The 20,646-nt window shown below is 44.5% G+C and carries 11 protein-coding genes and 5 pseudogenes; all 16 read right to left on the bottom strand.

From position 1 onward, the window contains the following. Positions 1–13: 13 nt before the first annotated feature. Positions 14–1,117, bottom strand: a complete 1,104-nt coding sequence (locus KW548_11040; GenBank protein QXX05729.1) for an ABC transporter permease — start codon at positions 1,115–1,117, stop codon at positions 14–16. After that, positions 1,114–2,274: an ABC transporter permease gene (locus tag KW548_11035; protein QXX05728.1), complete on the bottom strand. Its 1,161-nt coding sequence runs from the start codon at positions 2,272–2,274 to the stop codon at positions 1,114–1,116. The genes KW548_11040 and KW548_11035 overlap by 4 nt, the downstream gene beginning before the upstream one ends. A gap of 1 nt (position 2,275) precedes the next feature. After that, positions 2,276–3,249 (bottom strand): annotated as a pseudogene (locus KW548_11030) (efflux RND transporter periplasmic adaptor subunit). A gap of 9 nt (positions 3,250–3,258) precedes the next feature. Beyond that, a pseudogene (locus KW548_11025) lies at positions 3,259–4,685 on the bottom strand (TolC family protein). 102 nt (positions 4,686–4,787) lie between these two features. Next, on the bottom strand, positions 4,788–6,314 hold the full coding sequence (locus KW548_11020) for a tripartite tricarboxylate transporter permease (GenBank protein ID QXX05727.1): 1,527 nt from the start codon (positions 6,312–6,314) through the stop codon (positions 4,788–4,790). Positions 6,315–6,331: 17 nt separating this feature from the next. Beyond that, complete coding sequence (locus KW548_11015) at positions 6,332–6,850, bottom strand: tripartite tricarboxylate transporter TctB family protein (protein ID QXX05726.1); 519 nt, start codon at positions 6,848–6,850, stop codon at positions 6,332–6,334. A gap of 200 nt (positions 6,851–7,050) precedes the next feature. Next, positions 7,051–8,022 carry a tripartite tricarboxylate transporter substrate binding protein gene (locus KW548_11010; protein ID QXX05725.1) on the bottom strand — a complete coding sequence of 324 codons (972 nt, stop codon included), beginning with the start codon at positions 8,020–8,022 and terminating at the stop codon, positions 7,051–7,053. A 243-nt stretch (positions 8,023–8,265) separates the two neighbouring features. Continuing rightward, on the bottom strand, positions 8,266–9,006 hold the full coding sequence (locus KW548_11005; GenBank protein ID QXX05724.1) for a hypothetical protein: 741 nt from the start codon (positions 9,004–9,006) through the stop codon (positions 8,266–8,268). Between the two features lie 8 nt (positions 9,007–9,014). Beyond that, positions 9,015–12,398, bottom strand: coding sequence for a type VI secretion system membrane subunit TssM (tssM, locus tag KW548_11000; GenBank protein QXX05723.1), 3,384 nt, complete (start codon positions 12,396–12,398; stop codon positions 9,015–9,017). 2 nt (positions 12,399–12,400) lie between these two features. Next, the gene (gene icmH / locus KW548_10995; GenBank protein ID QXX05722.1) at positions 12,401–13,606 is read right to left on the bottom strand and encodes a type IVB secretion system protein IcmH/DotU; all 1,206 of its coding nucleotides are present in this window, start codon (positions 13,604–13,606) and stop codon (positions 12,401–12,403) included. Positions 13,607–13,611: 5 nt separating this feature from the next. Next, positions 13,612–14,907 carry a type VI secretion system baseplate subunit TssK gene (tssK, locus tag KW548_10990; protein QXX05721.1) on the bottom strand — a complete coding sequence of 432 codons (1,296 nt, stop codon included), beginning with the start codon at positions 14,905–14,907 and terminating at the stop codon, positions 13,612–13,614. A gap of 57 nt (positions 14,908–14,964) precedes the next feature. Next, positions 14,965–15,447 (bottom strand): type VI secretion system lipoprotein TssJ, encoded by a 483-nt coding sequence (gene tssJ / locus KW548_10985; GenBank protein ID QXX05720.1) that lies wholly within the window; start codon positions 15,445–15,447, stop codon positions 14,965–14,967. Continuing rightward, positions 15,447–16,386, bottom strand: a pseudogene (locus tag KW548_10980) (FHA domain-containing protein). The gene tssJ and the pseudogene KW548_10980 overlap by 1 nt, the downstream one beginning before the upstream one ends. 3 nt (positions 16,387–16,389) lie before the next feature. Further along, positions 16,390–17,112 carry a transporter substrate-binding domain-containing protein gene (locus KW548_10975; protein ID QXX05719.1) on the bottom strand — a complete coding sequence of 241 codons (723 nt, stop codon included), beginning with the start codon at positions 17,110–17,112 and terminating at the stop codon, positions 16,390–16,392. Then, a pseudogene (locus tag KW548_10970) lies at positions 17,100–18,100 on the bottom strand (ABC transporter substrate-binding protein). Before KW548_10970 ends, KW548_10975 begins: the two are co-directional and overlap by 13 nt. Beyond that, positions 18,097–20,645 (bottom strand): annotated as a pseudogene (locus KW548_10965) (MFS transporter). Before KW548_10965 ends, KW548_10970 begins: the two co-directional pseudogenes overlap by 4 nt. Position 20,646: the final 1 nt, after the last annotated feature.

Genomic DNA, 20,646 nt, shown 5'->3' with positions numbered 1-20,646 from the left:
CCATTTCCGATAGCTAACTAAGGCTAGCCCCCCATAAAACGCACTGGAGACAGAGTAAAATCCATTGGGAGGAAATCTGATCCCAAGTGGCCCCCATTTGATTCAATGCGAGAAACCCCTGAATAGCGGGAGTGCTAGGAAAAAGTTGTGATATCCAGATTATCGGTGTTGGGATACTTTCTAATGGCCAGATAAAGCCTGCACTGAAAATTAAAGGCATAGAGCTTATGAGTACCACCAAGGTGACGAGCTCTCGTCTTGGAACGATTGTACCGAGCCAGATGCCGATGGCGCAGGATGCAAAAAGAAATGGGAACAATAACGCCGCTAGCTGAGTGATATTGGCGAGTTGGTTGACGCCATGCATCGAGAAACTTTCCCCGAAGTAGAACATGCTCAGGAGATAGTAAATACCGATAAGCAGGCTGAATCTAACCAGAAGCAGTGTGATGGGTTGGGTTGCGCTCCAATAACCTGTCCCGTTTTTTTGGCTGCCTGTCACCAAGCCAGAAGCCATCGCCATTGTCTGCTGCAGAATGAGAACAAACACCGCGGGAACAACGTAATCGATATAACCGAGACGCGGATTAAATGTTGGTTTCAGATTGAGTGTGGTTACAGCATATTGCTCACTCGCCAACGCCATAGGGGTGCCGTCCAAGAGCAAACGAGAGACCTTAGTTTGCGCGGCCAGTGTTCCACCAGCCTGGGCCAATCCCTCAACGATGGTGCCGTAAACCAGAAAATAGGAAGCATCGCCGGCAAAGGATAGCGTTGGGCTTTTACCGAGCAATAAGTCTTTATAGAAATGCTCTGGAATGACTAGAAAGCCGCTCACCTCACCGTTGAGAAAGGCTTGGTGAGCTGATTCGATGGTGTAATCTCGTTGAACAACCTTCGCTTGTGGTGTCGCATCCACCATGCGTTCCAGTTTGAAGCTTATCTGGCTTTGATCAAGGTTGACAATGCTGATTTTTTGCTCTCTCGGGGTTTGTTGGCTATACGGGAGCGGGTAGAGGAAAGAATAAAACACAACACCTCCAAATACCGTGAGCATTACAACCGGGTTTGTTAGAAGCGCTTTGAGTTCAGCGTAGAACACTTCTTTGAATGTCATTTGGCCCCCTTTATATTGAGGCTGTGATGGTGGGATAGATGCTTGTTGATCAAAAATACCGATAGTAATGCAGGCAACAGGTACCCTAACATTGGTAACAGATGTAGCGCCGTGGTAACCCCAAGTTGCCCATAGCTGACTTGGCTTACTTGAGCCTCGATGTAATGGCTGATAGGGAGCAAACTTCGCCAGAACTGTGCGATTGGGTTCATGTCAGTGACTGGAAAAGTGATGCCCATAAAAGCAAAACTGGGCGCAGTAAATGCCCCTGCAAAACTCATTGCGCGCGCAGGGTCGAGTGTTAAAAAGAAGAAAAAACTGCCCATGATCATACAGGCTATCACTGTCAGCCCTTGAGCAAACATCAGCACCAGTAAACTGCCATTCATTGGCCAATCAAAACCCAGATAAAACCAGCAAAGAAAAGTGAAACCTTGCGCCATAAATACGGGGAAATAAGGCAGCAATGTGTAAAACCACTGTGTGGTTGGGGCTCTGTTTAACCAATGAGCCAAACCTCTGTCTCTGTGATTGGCGGTCAACACTAATATGGTTGAAACCACGATGATGATTTGCCACAAAGCTGGAACAATGGCAGAAACTAGGAATTGAGCGTAGTTGGTGTTTTTGTTAAACAGAGGTGTAATTTGCGTTTGCACTGGAAGTGCATTGCCTACTGCAGAGCCCAAGGTATGGTTTCCTTTGGCAAGTGCTTTTGATGCATCAATGTGCGCATTGAATGTCGTGTGGGCTTGCAATAACGCTGAGCTGATTAGCTTACCAATCAATATCGTTTGGCTGTTGTAGAATGCACTCACCTTTGGAGGCAGGCCGCGATAGATGTCTTTGTCAAAATTATTCGGAATAATCACGTATGCATACACTTGGCTTGAAACCAATGCATGCTTTGCTTGGGAAATATCAGTAAAGTGATGAGCGACAGACAACGTGGAGGTCGCATCATAGTTGCGACTAAGCTGTCTTGAAAGTTGACTGTGGGATAAATCGACAATGCCAATGGGGAGGTCTCTTGCGATACCTTGAGAGAATATCGCCCAGATTGATACGACCAAAACAAGCGGTATCCATGTCAGACACGAGAGCAGCCATCGGTCTCGTTGCAGTATGCGCCACTGCGTGGCGAATAAATTAGCCATGTTACAACTCAACAACTAAGCTCATACCCATGCGCAGGGTATCCTTGTGCGCCAATGGGCGAGCCTCGACCTCAAATGTGCGCAAGTCGAAGCCTTGTGAGGCATCGGTTGAACGCCAAGTGGCAAAGTCACCCATGACGGCGATATGTGTCACTTCAAATTCCAGTGAATGGCCAAGTGCGGGTAAATAAGCATTGAATCGCTGACCTTTAGTAAAATGACGAAGCTGATCCTCGCGGACATTCAGTACTGCCCAGGAGTCGTTCGTATCAATGACGGTCACGACAGGAAAACCTTGAGGAGCCAGCTCACCACTTTGCAATAGTACTTGTGAGACTTCCCCTTCAAACCAGCTTTCGATTTGTGTGTCTTGTGCATAAGCTTCGACTTCGGCAACGGCGCCTGCTGCCATGCGTGCTTTTCTGCAGCCGCAACCTTGGTTTCGTCGCGAGCGCCTTCATGAGCCATCTGGTACATTTGATAGGCGGCACTTTCGGTGTATTTTGCTGCATCCCATTGGGTTTTGGCTTCATCGCGCTTTTGTTCAGCGACAACGCCATCTTTGTAGAGATTATTAACCCGAAGGTAGGTCTTCTCCATTAATTGAGAGGCGGCTTTGGCTTTCTGCCATTGGTCTTTTGCCGCTTGAATTTGCTGTATTCTTGCGCCTTTTTCTGCTTCTTGAGCGAGTGCGCCTGCGGCCTTCTGACCAGCAATGGCTTGTTCCAGTTTAGCCTCTATTTCTGGGCTATGAAGAGTGAAAATCAACTCGCCTTTTTCTACTTTGTCACCTTTGCGAACCAGCACCTGATCGATACGTCCCGGTACCTTGGAAGAAATACTGTATTGTTGCGATTCAATTTGCCCCTGCAGACGCACTGGCTTTGGTTGATAAGCCTGATAGAAGCGATACCCGATCCAAGACGATATGGCTAAAGCGGCAACAGTCAGGACAATTGGTTTGGCTTTTTTCATCTTGATATCCTAAAGGTTTGAAGTGTTGATAGAGGTTTGCTGATATTGCTGAAATGTGTTCATTTCGCTCGATAAGGCAAGAAGCTTTGATAATGATATTAAGTAGTTAAAGCTTGCAGCTGATTTCTGTGTCTGGACACTGGCTAAGTAAAGCTGAGCATCAACGACGTCCGTCGAGGTAGAAAGGCCTTGAGAAAAAGCTTTCTCTCGTAGTTTGATGTTCTCTTCAGCCAGCTCAATGCTGGAGTTAAGTCCGAGCACTTCTTCCTGAGCTTGCTGCGCTTCTAGATAAGTCTTTTGTACTAGCACGGTTAAATCTTGTTTGGCTTGTGCTTTGAGGTACTGCACTTGAGATACAGCACTATGAGCCGCTTTAACTTGATCCGAGCGACCGGTTGACTCAATGAGTGGAATACTGACACCAACGCCAACCAGCCAATCTGGTTTCATCTGACTAGCGAGTGAGTCGTCTTCATGCAGGCTGTAATCACCATACAGGTAGACCTCAGGGTAATATTTGCCTTTTTCTGCTTTGATCAGACTCCGTGCCTGCTTCTCTTTTGCATCAAGCAACGACAAACCCGGGTAGGTGATGAGAGTTTGGTTAATGAATGCGTCCATTGGGGGAGTGTGTCGTTGATAAACAGATGATCGCGAGGCTCAACCGTTGAAGATTGGCTGAGTATTTGAGTCAGCGCTGTCTGTGCGATATCAAGATTCTTTTGTGCCTTCTTGCGCTCGATGGTCGCTTGATCGAGTGCGGATTCCGCTTGAAGGCGTTCAACTCGAGCAATTTGTCCCTGCTGCTCTAATTTAAGTGCGTTGTCCCTGTGTGTTTTTAAGCCGCTTTCTACCAACTTGCGTGTCTCGACCACTTCTTTCGCTAGCAAGACACTAAAATAGTATTTGCTTAAGTCTTCGTATCGCGCTTGAGTCTCCATCGCGAGTTGGCTTTGCGCTTCCTCTGATTTACCTTGTGCGGCTGATTGTGCTGCAGTAATTCGACCACCAGTAAAAATAGGCCAAATGGCTCTGATAGAAGACGTAAAAATGTCCCGTTGGGTAATCGTAGACGTTGTATTGCCTAGCTCGGTAAACAGTTGACCGAGCCCTGAGAGTAATGAAGGAGGGAGTGAGAGACTACCAACACTGGGTAAGGTGCCATTAGTACTTTCAATCAATTGGTTGCCCGATAGAGTGACATCGGTATCTAAGCGCGTGTAGTTTGCCCCAATCGTCACTGATGGTAGGTTCAGGTTAGCCGTCGCATTTTCTAAGTGTTGATATCGGTCAACATTCGCTCTTTGTGCAGCTAACGAATTATTTTCGTTTTGCAATAGCTGCCAAGCTTCACTAAAACTGATTGCCGCAGAATGGGCTGCAAACGGGAATGAGCTAAGGCAGCCAATTATCAAGGCAATAGGACGCAGCGACATACAATGAACTCTACTTGTAAAAATTAGAGTATAAACTCTAAATGATAGTGTTGGCAAATAGAGGTAACAAAGGAGGCTAAATTGCCTCCTTAGAATGGGTGTTTATTGCTCCGCTTTAACCGGACTAGGTTTTAGTCTTTGAAACAGCTTAACGAGAATAGGGCTAAACAATACCAATACGGCTAACACGGTAAAGGTCATTGAAATAGGTCTTTCCCATAGGAAGCTGAGTTCTCCGTCACTGATCATTAATGCCCGACGTAAGTTCTCTTCCATCAATCCGCCAAGGATAAAACCAAGCAACAGTGGAGCGAGAGGGAAATTAGCTAGCCTCAGTGCAATGGCACCCATCGCAATCAACAACATGATGAAGACATCCATAGTGTTGAATGACACTAGGTAAACACCAGTAATAGAGAAGAACAAAATCATTGGTAATAGCACGGTTCTAGGGACTGCCAACAACTTGGAAATATAAGGAATCAGTGGCAAGTTGAGAATCACTAAAACAATGTTACCAAAGTACATCGAGATGATAACTGACCAGAAGACGTCAGGATGCTCGACAAACAGACGTGGGCCCGGTTGGATACCATAAGCAATCAGTGCGCCTAACATGATCGCTGTTGTGCCTGAACCCGGAATACCCAAGGTTAAAAGCGGTACAAATGAGCCACTTGATGCTGCATTGTTCGCTGACTCTGGAGCAACCAACCCGCGGATGCTGCCTTTACCAAATTGTTCTTTTTTATCTTTAGGTGCTAGGTTACGTTCCATACCATAGCTCAGAAAGGCTGCGATAGTTGCACCAGCGCCTGGCAACACGCCGGTAAAGAAGCCCAATATAGAAGAACGAATCGAAACAGGCGCGACCTCTTTGATTTCCTCTTTGGTGACTTTCATGCTGCCAATGTCACTCATTTTGCTTTGTTCTTCGTTGCGAGTGTCTTTTTCTGGTTTAAGGATGCCCATTAAGGTCTCGCCTAATGCAAAAGTCGCCATAGCTAAAAGCAGGAAGCTGAATCCATCCATTAAGTCTGTCAGTCCAAACGTAAAGCGTTCTACTCCCACGCCTTTATCGATACCTACCGTGGAGAGCATTAAGCCTAGAATGGTCATCATCCAAGCTTTGATTACCTGACCTTTACCAGCAAAAGCGGCAACAGCTGACAAGCCTAATAGCATCAGTGCGAAGTAGTCAGAAGACTGGAAGCTAAGTGACACGCTTGCCAGAGCAGGAGCCGCGACAAGCAGCATAATCGCGGATAGGGTACCACCTGTAAATGACGAGTAGGCAGCCAGAGCAAGTGCTTTACCAGCCTGACCTTTCTGCGCCATTGGGTAGCCATCAAAAGCGGTCACAACGGTAGAAGAACAACCCGGAGCGTTGATCAGAATAGAAGAAGTCGAGCCACCAAATACCGCACCGTAATACACACCTGCCATTAAAATTAGACCTGATGAAGGATCTAAGCCGTACGTAATGGGTATCATCAAAGCGATGGCTGAAATTGGGCCAAGGCCAGGCAACATACCGATGAAAGTACCAACGAAACAACCGACGATCACCATCATGATGTTCATCGGCATCACTGCGGTCGAAAGACCTTGTAAGATTCCATCTAACATTTGCTATTCCTTACTGTTTACGACCACATGGTGAAAATGACGCCCGGTTCTAGATAAATATCCAGTCCTTGGGTGAGCAGCAGATAAAATGCGATGACAAAAGGGAAAGAGGCTCCGAACAGGACTTTTTTCCGCCGTTCACCCAGCAGGTAAAAACCTGCGAGTAGAAATAATCCCGTTGCGAGTACAAACCCAATGTAAGTCAGCCCTAAACCGTAAAACGCCATTAACGCAAGAAAAGCGATCAGCAGTTTCCAGTTAAAATCCACTACTGCGCCGCTTAATTTATCCGCTTGACCTGTCACCAGAAGAATCAGAGATAAACCAATACCGATAAAGGTCAGTAGTGTGGGCAAGGTGCGAGCCGTGAAGGGTTCATATTCGTCACCGGGAAAAAGAGGAATTTGTGATGTTTGGTAGCCATAACAAAGGCATACTAAAAGAAAGATCATAGCGCCGACGCGATCGCGACAAAGCAAATTCTCTTTTGAGAAAAATTGACCTTTGTTGAAAGAATTCGTTGGCAAGTCCGACATATCCAACTCCATTTGCATTCACATTGAAGGAAGAAAAAAAGCCGTACAAGAGGGATTAATGAGCATACATCACTAACCAATAAGCCATTTGCTGCTAGTCAAAGAGGCTTAGCTGTTTATTTCTAAACAGAGGAGATTGTGTCGTTGTCTCAGGTACGGCAAAAAGGTAAGAGGGCAAGTGCAGTTTGCCCTCGACAGGATTACTTAAGGAAACCTAGCTCGCGCATCAGGTCGCCCATTTGCTTTTCTTGGTCTTCAAGGAAAGCGTAAAAATCTTTGTCTGCCTTGTAGTTATCAATCCAGCCATTACGATCTCGAACCACTTGCCACTCGTCGGTGTTATACATTTTCTGAAGTGCGGTGTTCCACTCATCCAGTTTTTCTTGGCTTGTCCCTGGAGCGGCAAAGAATCCACGCCAGTTAGCAAAGACGGTTTCGTTTCCGTATTCAGTCAGAGTTGGAATATTTGGTGCTGCTTCTAGGCGCTTAGGCGCTGTGACCGCGAGGATCTTAACTTGCCCTGATTTTGACATTTCAAGTACTTCGCCGAGACCCGTTGAGAGCAGTTGCGTTTCGCCAGAGAGGAGAGCCGCCATAGCTTTGCCGCCTGCATCATAAGCGATATAGCGCACTTTTCGTGCATCGAAACCGTCGCCCTTGAAGGCTGCTGCTACCACTAGGTGGTCCATACTACCACGAGCGGATCCGCCGGCAATTTTGACCTTGCGAGGGTTAGATTCGAAATCTTTAACCACGTCCTCCCATGTGTTGTACTTGGAATCAACAGAGGTCACGATGGCACCATAATCTGCAATGGTGGCTGCAACAGGCGTTAAGTCACGGAATGACTGAGGGAAAATGCCTGTCAGTGAGCGTACTACGATCGGAGTTGAGTTCACCATTAGCGTATCTTCTTGACGCTTAGCGGTTTCAATTAGGTGAGCAATGGCTTTACCACCACCACCTCCGGATAAGTTTTGGAATGATACGTTATCGACAATATCTGACTTAACGAGGACATCTCCTGTACCACGTGCTGTCATATCCCAGCCACCACCAGCACCTCCGGGGATGAGGAAGTGTATTTTTTCAAGATCAGCTGCAAAAGTGTTGAAAGAAAAAGACGCAGCGATGATTGAAGCTGCCAGTGTTGGCTTGAGTACCTTAAACATGATTCACGTTCCTTATGTTCAGGTGCATCTTCATTGAGATTGCACTTATCGTTATCAGTTTTCCATTAACAAGGTAGGGAAACTCGTCAATAGATGCGATTAAGGTTAATGGAGTGTTAAATAGTTGTCGTTAATACGTAGATAAAAACAATATTGAGCATTGTGACGATTTTGTTCATAAAGTTCACAGTGCAATGTATGCCAACAAGTTTTTGCCTAAAAGCCAGAACGATAAAGTGGATATCAGTCAGTATTTGAGGCCGGAGCAAGTTGCTTAGCCCGTTTAACTTGTTGGGCAATGAGTATTTGATAACAACTCGAAAGGCTCCCCAATTTGGGGGGCTTTTCTGTTTTTATAAACTCTATTAAAGATTGCTCTGAAAAAGGGTGATGTTCCCACATTGTCTGCAGTGAAATGGCGAGTGAAAAGAAATCATTCTGAGGGGAGATTTTGCCAGTGCGTAGATTGGGGTTTAAAGCAGAAAACATAGGAGAGAGAGAAGAGTGTGTTTGGTGTTCGTAGTTGGACCCTATGGGGAGTATGCTCCCCATGTCGACCAATAGGGTTCGGTAGCATGGGGTGACTATCAGATTAGAAGGTTTGATATCACCATGAATGTATCCTGTGCCATGCAAGGCAATGAGAGCTTGTTCAGCGCTACTGGTAATTTCTTTTTTTAGACATAGGTCTAACTGTGAATAATCGATTGACAGAGACTCAAAAAATTCCAGCATCAGCCAGTCCATCCCCATGTCGGATCCATAGTCGAGAAACTTGGGCCAGTAGGGAGAAGAATGATGATGCAGGAATTCAGCTTCGGTTTTGAGCTGTTGTTTTGCCGCTACAGTTTGAGCGAACTTTACAATGGTTGAACCAAACTGAGGATGAGTAGCAAGATAGGTTGTATTACGAAGCAGTGAATACTGGGTGATGCCCAGTACTCTAAAACAAGATTCTATTTTGTGTCCTGCTTCGTTGTTCATGTTCACATTTAGATACTCGAAGGTAGTGAGAATGCTGAGAAGAAGTTCGGTACGAACGGGTTGTTTTGCCCCTGAGTTTTGATACTTAATTGAACCTGACTCTCTCCGTATTTAATGGCGACTTCAGTTTGTTGGGATGTCGTTGAGGCGACTCTTGGCTCAATAAGCTTAAACCAAGCCCAATTACCTTCAAATTTTTCGTTGGCGATGGCGTTCGCTTGGGCCATTATCTGAAACCCTAAGCTATCTTGTTCGATAGATGCTGAATTCCAACTTTGTTTACTCCATAGCCGTGGACCATGCTGGTAAGTAAATAAGGGTTTTTCACCGCGAATGATAAACTCTGTAACGTCAGAACTCATCTCTTTGGCTTTGACTTGGAACTGTAAAGACATGTTCTGCGGATCAGCTAAGAATAAAGCACTGCGGATATCACGTGCCTTCTCGATCATTTGCCATACAGTTGGGTCTAGTGCGAACCCCGTGTTTGGCAACAAACCGTAGAGATAAGGTGAGCGCTCTTCAGTGGAGAAACTCTTTAACTTAGTTTGATAAAACTGATCGATGGTACCGTTGACTTTAAAGAATGCCGCAACGTCTGCGGTACTTGCATCTAAGCTTGCTGTCTTGTTAAACGGATAATAAGCAGCAATGGTCGTTTCATAAGGTTGATAGACTTCTACTTTCCAAGTGCTGTTTAGGTAGGCGTGGGCTAGGCCCATGACCAAATCATTGGCTTGCTGCGTTACCTGAGACAATATTTGACGAGAAATACTAGGTTGTGAAGCCTCTTGCTGAGCAAGTAGAGAAACCGGATTGCTGGTTTTAATTTCAGCAGTCAGGGCTTGATAAGCGACTTTCTGAGGATCTTCTGCGTCGTAGAACTTGCCTAACCAAGTTTCAGCATCGGTAAACTGTCCTAGCAAAGAGTCGATGGGCTTTGTTCCTTGCTCATCAGCGGTTACCTGTTTGTGGTACTGGTTGAATGCAATGGAGATCTGTCGCGCAGACTCTTTCTTATCGATATCTTGCTCAGGAGGTTGTTCTCCCTCCTTAGTCGTCTCTGGCTGAACAAGTTCAACCGACGTGTATTTACTCATCGTATTATAAAGCTGAGCTAACGGGTTGTTTGATGCCGTTGTGAGTACTGATAGCGTTTGTTTAAGCTCATCGGCGTTGGTTAGGCTTTTAACCTCGATGTGTGATGCAAAATCACGCCAGTAGTTAATGTAATCACCTTGGTACATTTGTTTGAGGTCGCGACTGATACGATACATTTCTAATGCACTTGGAGAGGAACCTGCGACACCTTCATACGCTTTAAGTGCATCTTTCAGTACTGGTGAATCAACAGACAAGTCTATGTCGCTAAAGCCTGCTGGCGTGAACAAGTAAGGCACTAGATAGCCGACATAGTCGGGTGAAAAAGACAGCAGTTGACCAAAATTGCTACCGAGCTCTTGACGGACATCAATACGCTTCGAGTATTTTGGAGAATTGACAATATGTTCATAAAGCAGTGTTTCAATACCAGTTTGGTTAATCACTTTCTTCGCTAAACTTTCTAAGTCGAAGTTTGGTTTGATTGGCACTAAATCTTGAGCGAACACATCGTCTAGCAGCACTTTGAGCTGAGCCAATTTAACACTGTCAGCTTCGCCCTGTTCTTCTAAGGTCGTGACAAAGTAGTTCTTGAGCTCGCCAATATTGGTGCGATCTGCATTAAATAAGAGACGATAGTTGTTTAACAGTGACAAAGTCTTAGACTGATCTTCAAGGTTGACGTAGACAAACAAGTCCTTTTCTAGCGTGTTTTCCATCGAAGGAATGAGTACGCGTTGCAACTCACTAAAGTAAGCGTTTTGTACTTCGCTCATGATGCTAGAACTTGGCATGAAGGGTAGGGTGTACCAAGGTTTTGGCTCAAGGTAGAGAGAATAGATTCTATTCAGAGAGTACAGGTTCGGTATGTTATCCGACATGTTTTCTATGTCATAGGGTTGAGCTGCAATCGCTTCCTTGTAACGCTCAACCATGTTATCGGCCCGAGCTTCACGCTGACTTTGATAGTCAAAATCCAGTTTGATCACAAGTAAAACACTGACAAACAGACCTAGCCAAAACAGCGTATAGGCAGTTTGCATAGCGAGAAGTATGTTCTCCTTACGACGGTTTACTCCGACTAGGTCATGCTCATTGATTATGGTATGACTCACCAAGTGCTGCGCAAACAGAGTTTGCTGTACAGGTATCTGTTGGTGTTGTTGGAATTGCTCGTGGCCTAAGGATTGGTTGACAACATTTGCCAATACGTCAAATTGGCTTTGAACTGAACCGCTATGGGTAAAATAGAATCCGCGGAAATTTAGACCATCTTGGAGTTGGTCACCTCGATACAAGCGATTCAGGAACTGCCACAAGCTCTGTTTGAGCAGTCCAAACTGATATGGCGCCGCACAGATGGCATTACGGTAGTCTTGATTGAGCTGGGAAGCCAATGCCGTACTCATATTGGCGATCAACTGACTAATGAGGCTGTCGTACTCTTCATTAAACCAATCACCATCAATCCCACCATGTTTTTGAATTGGTGAGGTTGCCCCAAATACCTCGTTGCGTTTGGTTTCATCAAATGCGGAAAAAAACTGACAGAAGTCGTTTATCTGACCCATCTGAGTGATGATGTTATAAACGGGAAGGTTCAAACCGAATGTGCGATTAAAGCTTTGAATTTCCGACTTTATTTGATCTGCCTTTTGCGTCAACACTTCAGTTGTATTGAGTAGTTGGCGGACATCAGTGGTAAGGATCAGGCCGTTAAGTGCTTGGCGAGGGCGCCATTTATTCAAGCTATTACATAATGTTTTAATATAGGCGGGATTCTGGTCTTCACCAAGACTTACTGAAATCAGAATGGAATGTTCACTTAACCAGAAAAGAATGGGGAACTCTATGTCGTTGCCGAAATCGTCGACTTTGTATGCCTCGTAACCCATTTGAGTGATGATACTTTTATCCTTTCGTGGATCATCACTGAGGAGGAGGTAGATTGGGAGGTCATAACGGCTCATTAAGCGCTTTTTGCGTTTCTGAACATTGAGCATCAACTTAAAATGTTGTGCCAGCAGCTTACAACGTTTGTTTATTAGGGCCCTATCCTGACTTGGTGCTTGTGACTTACTTTTTCGCTTAGAGAGTAACCAGTAGCAAAACCCGCCTAAAATGATCGCGACGAGCAGCGTTGACAAAACACCGACTAAGGTATGCGCAGGGTAGGCGAACTTCCAAGTCAAAACGCCACCTATGACAAAAATAACAACCAAACACAGCAGAGTCCAAAGTATGCTGCTTCGTCTATGGTTCGCGGGTTTAGATGAAGTTGATTCTGCCATTGTTATGGAGCCTCTGATGTTTTCTTAGTGTCTTTTGTTGTTTTTCTGTTCTGCACAACGATGGCTTTGATAGCGTCTTTCTCCAAATACCAAGCCTTTATCTCACGAGCTTGCTGCGCCGACTCACTGTGTACAATGACACGGAAATAGGAGTGAAATTGTTCCACTGAAGGCGTGTATGCTGAAGGCGATAGTGTACTAATAAAAGCGTCAGCATTCTTCTGTGATGAAAATGTTGCTAGCTGTACTAACCACGTCGACTTGCTTGTGATCATCGAAGGAGGCGGTGTTGCGTCCACCATTTCGACTTTGCTTGCTCTTTGAGGTGGGCTGACCAAATCTTCATCATTACTGATAAAAACGATGTCATTGACTTCTCCAGATAAGATGTAACGTTCGCTGAAGTCGGGTAAAAAGCTGAAATCACGGGCCCTTTGGGGCATTGTTTTGTCGTACCAAAAGTCGGTTAAGAATATGCTTAAAGCAATCAAAGTACTAAAAAACAGTGTGGTCAATAAGTAGCGTTTTCTTCGTGTCGGCTTGCGTGCTTTAGGCTGCTTAACCCGTGTGCGACAATGAATGCTGTTGCTTTGACGGTATTGGCTGATAACTTGCTCGAGCTGGTGAATGAAGGCTTTCAATTGCTCGCTACCCGTTTCTCTGTACTGACCTTTGAAGCCAATATTTAGGAAAATGTAGATAACTTCAAGCAAATCAATAAGTTTGTGAGGTTGTCGTGTTGCTTTTTCTGCGACAGTAAAAAACAGCTCACCACCGTTACGCATACCAAACAATTCACTCAGCAAGGTTTTATTCTCCCAACCTCGCTTTTCTCCCCATTCGCTGTAGATAATGAGCTCGTCTAGAACAACCGCGTACAAAAAACAGAGTTTATCGATCACCGCAACGGGATAAGCTAACTCGGCACCTTTGGCCTTAATATTATTGATGTTACTAACAAGCTGATGGCGCAGCGTTGTGACATCTTCGGGTTCGGGCAACGTTGAGACTTTCAGGGTAGTCGCCAGTAATTCGCTACTGATGTTGATCAATTGATTCTCTGCTTTATCGAAATAATTCAGAAATTCATGATGATTTTTACTGGCGTTGACCGACGCCCAGCTCGTGGTACTTTCGTCGCTGTTTTTGTCGGTGAAGTCAGATTTATTTGTGTCCCAAACCAGTGTTTCTTCGTCTAAATAGTCCATTGGCATTATCTCAACGCGTACAACATGACTTCTAATTCACCAATGCGAGTATCAACGTGCAGTGCTATCGCATCACGATTTTCTAACATCTCTAGCCACATTCTGTCTGAAGTGTCGACTTCAAAGTAGGCAACGCCTTGCATTGGTTTCAGCTCGCTCGGGGCAACAGGTAGGGGAGACAATGCGATCCCCGATAAACTGTTTCTAACCAGCTCGACGATACGTGCATTGTTACCCAGTTTTGCAGCGACTGGGAAAAGTTCGTTCAATTCAGCACTACTGATATTAGATTTTACCGCCAGTACAAAACGACGATTAGAGACGCTTGCCGTATCTTTTATCAAGGTCCTTAGAAGGCGACGACGCTCAAACAGGGAAGAATCCCAGTTAAACTCGATTACGGAATCCTGTTGGACTAGCGTTAGCATGTTGCGCAGACTAGAGAACAATGGGTTAAAGCTATCATAGAGCTTTTGATACTGAAGCTGACTGCATGGTTCAGGTATCGCAGGCGTTAAAGCCATGACTTGAGCTTCGAATTTACGTAGTTCCAGATATAAATCATGTGTCTGACATTTGGGGTTGTTAATCGTGAGATCGAACCACGGAAGCCAAGTGTTCAATGTCTGTAACCAAAGGTAGTCTTGCATCATCGACTGCGGGCTTTTTTGCCCTTGGCCGGCATGAATACGTTTAAGCAAATTGGTTGCGCGGTTAGAAGATAGGGCGTGTATTTCTTTCATTCGTTCCATGAGGAGTGTCGACGCGCCGTAGTGAAGACAAGCTGGAATGAAGGCACGGTCAAGGACAACCTCACCAGACTCGTTACTTTCCAGAATCTTAGATATCGGGATAAGAGTAAAGCCCGACGTATCTTCACCGGCAAGCTTTATAGAAATGTTTAATTGTGCAACGTCTATTTCAACGCTGGCATTTTCTGATGTTGAGGTATCAAACACGCTAATCGATTGAGTGACATAACGGCTTTGCTCTGATTCGTCACTCCCATAGTCATTGTTGCCTTGCAGTGAAATGGGTAAAGCGAGAAAAGCGATAGTTTCGATTGTACCTTGAGGGATATCTCGAGCCACTTCTTCTTTTAGCTCAAAATGAGTCCCATCAGGAAAGACACCAGCTGAAGAAGTGATAGAGAGCTTACCTATTTTAAGCAAATCGTGATTGATGGTTAATTCAGTGACACCATAAAAGGGAGCAAATCCGGCTAACGTTTCAATATTTTGGCGAACGTAGTTCTGTACATATCGATCCTGTTGCTGAAAATGTTGTGGGGCAATGAACATACCTTCTTGCCATACTACTTTTTTTGAATGCGTCCACGTACTTTCCCTATCTTATGATTAAAACAATTTCCACCAGGGAGAATCTGGCGTAATAACTTCTAGTTTGGCCTTGTCACTTGAGAGACTAAGTTGTAAATACTCGTCAGAGTTTTTAGGCAACATTGAAACTGACTTTGGCTCACTTTGCTGGTAATCAATAAACTCGACTAATACCGCGAGATATTGTGTTTGATTATTGATATCTAGCGTGATTTTTTGCTCACTACCCGGAATGATAACTGGTAAAACTTGCTTTGATACAAGGTTGGCACTGAGCAACTGGGTATCATTGCTGTACAAATCAATGAAAGGCTGTTGCTTAAACATCTGTGCATCAGTCAGTTGGTATAATCTAACCACTACCGGATTGGACTCATTGGAATCCGAAGGGTTGGTCGATGTATCTGACTTAATTGCTAAAGAGTATTGAGTCACAACAGGCACAGGATCTGATGAACATCCGATCAGAAACAGAGCCAAAACTACACACCACTTAGCCATTAACTTTCCTCTCTTTGTTTTTGCATATTCTCCATAAAGAGAGCTTTGAACTGACGCCTGAAGTCACCGTTGTCTTGTCTGTGCTGGAAATGTTTACGGTATATCTTCCAGTACTTTTTCTCCTTGTTGGTAAACATACCACCAGAGATGTAATCACTAAATTGTCTTTCAAGCTGATTGGGGGCGAACTCATTCAAGAACTGATCTACCGTCTTCTCTAAAGCTTCAAAGAGAGCTTCATGGTGCAGAGACGGATTTCTCAAGTATTTATGGTTCTTTTCAGTCATTGATAGAAGTTTTTCAAGTGATGCTTCGATAGGAGCACCAACTTTCGAATCAACGGGCAGAAACTCAGAGGCTTCGGGACTTTGAGGGACCTTAACATGGATGTCATCAACCTCAACATGGGCTGCAATCACGTCTGCGTCTAAGTCTTCAAAAGGGTCCGCAGCAAAAAGGGTCATCGCTTAGTACGTTGTCTTCAGAAAACGGGCTGCTCTTTTGACTGTTCACTGGGGTTGGTTCCTCTTCTAAAAAGTCGATTTCGTCGTTATCTAGTTGAAGAGAAAATGGCTCTGAAAACAACGTATCGTCTTTCACTTCGTCTTGAGCTTGATTCGAGGTCACGAGTGTCGAGACAAGCATGGTGTAGTTTTCTACCTTTAGAATATCCCCATCGTTGAGCGGGTACTCTTTTCCTTGGACCATGTTTTTGTCATTGAGTACGGCGCTGTTTTGGCCTGTACTTTTCACACAGTATCCGTTGTCTGTGAGACGAATACTGCCATGCACTCTTGAGATGCGTTTGCTTTGGTCGGGTAAAGAGATGTCACAAGATGTTGCCCTTCCAAATTCACCACCTGTTTTTGGTAAGTACACCACGCGAGAGGTGACTACCTCATCAGAGGGTACAGAAATCAAATGAATGCTAATAGTCATTCGTTACCCCTCACACTTTAAAGTCGCTGCATTAAATGCAGATAGGAAACCAGAGTATTTTTTAAGGAATCGATTCGAGAAGTAAACACCCATAGGTTGAGTGTCCATCAATTGTGACTGGAAAAAATCGTCTGGTAGAGAGGCTTCTTTTAGCTCACTCTCAAAGACTTTTTCATCTTCCAGTGCGACATCAATATCCCTTTGTTTTAAAAGCTTTAGTAATACTTTAGCATCTCGAGGCTGTTTGACTACGTTGAATCCGTTGCGCTTTAACCAAAACCACTTGTTGGACCCAAATTTAGCAGAAAATTTAAGGTTAACTTTGGTAAGCTCATCCATTTTAGGCTCTACTCCAGGACCAAAGTACCAACGAAGTTTTTGCTGTGCGATCGGGGCTGATAACGTCGCATACTCATCACGCTCCGCTGTTTGAGTCGCGACAAAAAAGCCGTGTTGAGTACCACTTTGCACTCGCAACTGCGCGTCTGACCAGACTGTCATCGTGATCTGATAGGGTTGCCCCATATGACTGAGAGCGCATTTCACTTTATCCAACGCAATACCTTGCATCTGACCATGTTTATAGTCCTGGTAAGGAGGCCAGTCCTGCGTTGTTAAGTGCAAACGCGCAGGACCAAAAGTCGTTTGTGCTGAAGCATTGGCTATAGTAACTAGGCCAAGAAAAATCGCTAGGCAGAAAGTAAAATACGGCATCATTCTGACCATTCATTTCCTCCAATAAGTTCGGAAATTTTTAAAATTGATACGGGTGGATAATAATTAAGTGTACGAGCAGCACCGACATTAACTATATATGAGTATTGAGTAAGTGGCTCAATAGGGACGTCGCTGGGTATGTATTTTCCACTTAATATTTGTTCCGCTTTGTGACCAGCAAACTGGCCAACGTTGTAATAGCGACTGACAATACCAAACAGTGCGTCGTGCTTTCGTATAGGAGATTCGGTTGCAGAAAACGTTGCAATACCTTGTTGATGTAAATTGTCTACAATGCTTTTACCTTGACTAATGATGTACGAATCGGGGGAAGATAAGCCAGTTGAACACCGTCCTCAATCATGAGATCGACGACTTTTTCAACGGAGCTAGAATCGGGTTTATCGTTCCTCGTTCTTAGCGGATACAAGTATACATCTTTCTTAAATCTTGCCGAAAGCGTTTGTATATTTCTTGCAGTCACTACGGCATTGCTTTCTAAAGGATTAAAGATAATACCTATGGTTTGGATTCCACTCAACTGACTGATGGCGTTCAACTGTACGTCGTGAGGAACGATATGGCTGACGCCTGTAAAGTTTCGCCCATCTTCATCTAAAGCGTTAACAATCTTCGACCCCACAGGGTCTGTTACGATACTAAATACAACGGGGGTATCACTGTTCTCTCTGAATTGGCTAGGGTTATGCTCAGTACCTAAAAGATTGAGGGTGATAGTCGTGCCAAACGTATAGATTAAATCCGGCTTTAAATGCTCAATGTTTTCTAGGTGCTGCTTCAGGACGAATTTGTCACGATTAGCATCCAAGACGGTGTATCTTACGTTCATTTTTCCGGACAGGTAATCGATGAATCCACGCTCGGCATCCGTCACACCGCGCCACAATATCATGACGACATGTTTTTTATCTTCAGCATCTTCCGCTGATGTTACAAACGGGAAAAGAATAACCAAGCATAAAAACAACGCTTTCATTTCAGCACCTCCAGTTGGTTCTTATCTCTGCGAACAAATAAGCTATAACAGCCAAGCAGAACAATAGAACTGATTAGTAGTGCAATGCCAAACAGCACTATCGTGTTTTGAAATCCCAAAACACTTAAAGCCAGTCCTGCAACCAGAGGGCCAGCAATATTGCCAATGCGTTCCGTCAATCGGAAGATACCAATCGTTTTGCCTTTATCTAATCCGGAATCCGATAACAACTCTATGATAAGCGGTACCTGTGGAGAAACGCATATGCCATGCGCTATACCCACTAATATTACTATCATCAGTAATCCAGAAGTTCCCGGTAATAACATAATATTCATCAATGCTGCAGCAGACAAGATACCGCCGGCAAAGATAAAGGCGATCTTGTTATTCCACTTATCGATCAGCATCGCGGCGAGAGGCGAGATGATGATGATTGCCAGCCCATATGTCATCATTACTCGTCCTGAAACGGCGCTGCTCTCTCCCAAAGACTGCAAATATACCGGGCAGATGTAATACAAGAAACCGGTCAAGACTACTTTTGCAGGGATAGCACTAAAAAAAGTGATGAGAGCAAAGTACTTGTTGCTTAAGAGTATTTTAAAGTCACTAAGCTGTACGGGCTTACTTTCGCTATTCGATTCTCCACGGTCAAAGAAGCTTATGACCAGTATCACACCTATGACAGCCATAGTCGCTGCAAGTAGAAATGTCATCGAGTAGCCCAATTTGTCGGCTAAGACGCCACCAATTGCTGCCCCGCAAAGTGAACCGGAGAAAAAAGCAGATAAGAAGGTCGACATACCTTTGGTTCTATTCTGCGTGTTCGTCGTGTCAGTGACGTAGCCCTGAGCGGAGATAAATACGACACCATATCCAACAGCAGTAAGTGCTCTGGCAATGAGCAGCAACTCCAAATTAGGACTTAAGGCTGTCGCAACCAAACCAAATGCTGTAATAAGTCCACCACTGATCAGCGACTTTCTTCTACCGACTTTATCGGACCAGTAACCCGCAAAGGGAAGAGAAATTGCCCAACATAACATAAAGAGTGAAATAGGTAGGCTGGTCACTAAGTCTGCAGGGATCCAGTTTTGATTGCTTGGTAAACTGGCGACAAAGTTTGGGAAAAAGGCGAGGGAGGCCGCTTCAGAGAAAATCAAGATAAACAAAGGGAGCCTGATAAAGCGATAATCCTGAATGTTTCGTTCAGGTAAGTTTTCACGCGCAAAGGCCGCTTTTATCCGCAGGTTAAGCTTTCCAATTAGGGTACCAAATTCGTCATTAGATTGAACCTGTACTAGATAGGGTACTTGTTTGTTTTCGCCCATTGCGATTAGCTGCTTAATTTGTTTCCACGGTTTGATGATCATGAAATGACAGATAAACAGGATGATTTCGATAACGAACAAGCCTGACGCAACGAGGACAGTGATCATGTCCATGATACTGTCTTTGATCATCTGAGGGATGATGTTGGTATCAGCCATCATTTGGAGCTTGATGATTCCAGTGGTATCTATTGGAATAGATAATTCACTGGCCTCGACATAATCTGGGAAAAATTTTGGATATTGATAGATAGCAGCTTTGTTGTTCTCCAAACGAATTGAGAGTAATTCAGGATGATGCTCAATATACGCTGAAAATTCTTCCTCCAATCCGACCAATCGCTCAAGAGGAACCCCCTCGTCAATGATGCGCCCAATCATATGAGATAGCGTATCACCAATTAGGTTAGATTTTTGCTCAAGCTGCTTTTCGTAGACGATCGAGAATTTACTCAAAGACTGGTAGGAACTGGCTAAATTTGAGGCGACGGTTAAGATAATGGCGAGTAGAATGATAAGCAGAGGAAAGTATCGTGCTCGCATTTTATCCCACTTGGACCCAGAGCGCCCTGCAATAATGTAATTCCTTACTGAAAGCATCACTTGCCTATCAGTAAGGTCTTGGTCGTTGATTGCCTTGGTGGCGGCCTGAACTTTTTGAGCAGAAAATCAAGTAGCGAGTTCAGGAAAACGTAGCCTATTACCGCTGCGACTAATACCCATAAAAGGGTATCCATGATTTGTTGAGACAATAATGTCTGTTTGATTTTTTCTAGGTATAGCGGTGAGTAGTAAAGTCTCAACTCGCCTTCTTTTACATTGAATGTATTGACTATGTCCGTAGTCAGTAGTCTGTCGGTGTCAAATTTGGCTACACCAGTAGTAAACAATACTTGATTGGTACGATTGACGACCTGAATTTTGCTGATGCCATCGACAAGGTCTGAGCGCCTTTCAATCAAAGATTGAATGTTTGATATCGAGGAAAGGGGAAGACCTAAGCTCATCGCTTGACGAATATCATTATCCGTTTCGTCGAGCACAACTTGATAGGTGGAATCACTTGTCTGGGTGAGTCGTTTATCGAAATTGAGATAGTTTAATGTTGTATTCAGCCCATTAGAGAACAGCAAGGCGGAGACAATTGCCAAGATGAGTTTGGCTCTTAGTGAGATAAATCGTCTAGGCTTAATCATGTATCCAGTATCCATC

The organism is Vibrio neptunius (genome assembly GCA_019339365.1).
In the GTDB taxonomy this organism is placed as follows: domain Bacteria; phylum Pseudomonadota; class Gammaproteobacteria; order Enterobacterales; family Vibrionaceae; genus Vibrio; species Vibrio neptunius.
This window is presented reverse-complemented; position numbering and strand designations above follow the sequence as displayed.

Excerpts from the sequence above, each read along its gene's own strand:
- KW548_11040 (QXX05729.1), bottom strand. The coding sequence starts at position 1,117 with ATGACATTCAAAGAAGTGTTCTACGCTGAACTCAAAGCGCTTCTAACA.
- KW548_11035 (QXX05728.1), bottom strand. The coding sequence starts at position 2,274 with ATGGCTAATTTATTCGCCACGCAGTGGCGCATACTGCAACGAGACCGA.
- KW548_11020 (QXX05727.1), bottom strand. The coding sequence starts at position 6,314 with ATGTTAGATGGAATCTTACAAGGTCTTTCGACCGCAGTGATGCCGATG.
- KW548_11015 (QXX05726.1), bottom strand. The coding sequence starts at position 6,850 with ATGTCGGACTTGCCAACGAATTCTTTCAACAAAGGTCAATTTTTCTCA.
- KW548_11010 (QXX05725.1), bottom strand. The coding sequence starts at position 8,022 with ATGTTTAAGGTACTCAAGCCAACACTGGCAGCTTCAATCATCGCTGCG.
- KW548_11005 (QXX05724.1), bottom strand. The coding sequence starts at position 9,006 with ATGAACAACGAAGCAGGACACAAAATAGAATCTTGTTTTAGAGTACTG.
- tssM (QXX05723.1), bottom strand. The coding sequence starts at position 12,398 with ATGGCAGAATCAACTTCATCTAAACCCGCGAACCATAGACGAAGCAGC.
- icmH (QXX05722.1), bottom strand. The coding sequence starts at position 13,606 with ATGGACTATTTAGACGAAGAAACACTGGTTTGGGACACAAATAAATCT.
- tssK (QXX05721.1), bottom strand. The coding sequence starts at position 14,907 with ATGTTCATTGCCCCACAACATTTTCAGCAACAGGATCGATATGTACAG.
- tssJ (QXX05720.1), bottom strand. The coding sequence starts at position 15,447 with ATGGCTAAGTGGTGTGTAGTTTTGGCTCTGTTTCTGATCGGATGTTCA.
- KW548_10975 (QXX05719.1), bottom strand. The coding sequence starts at position 17,112 with ATGGTCAGAATGATGCCGTATTTTACTTTCTGCCTAGCGATTTTTCTT.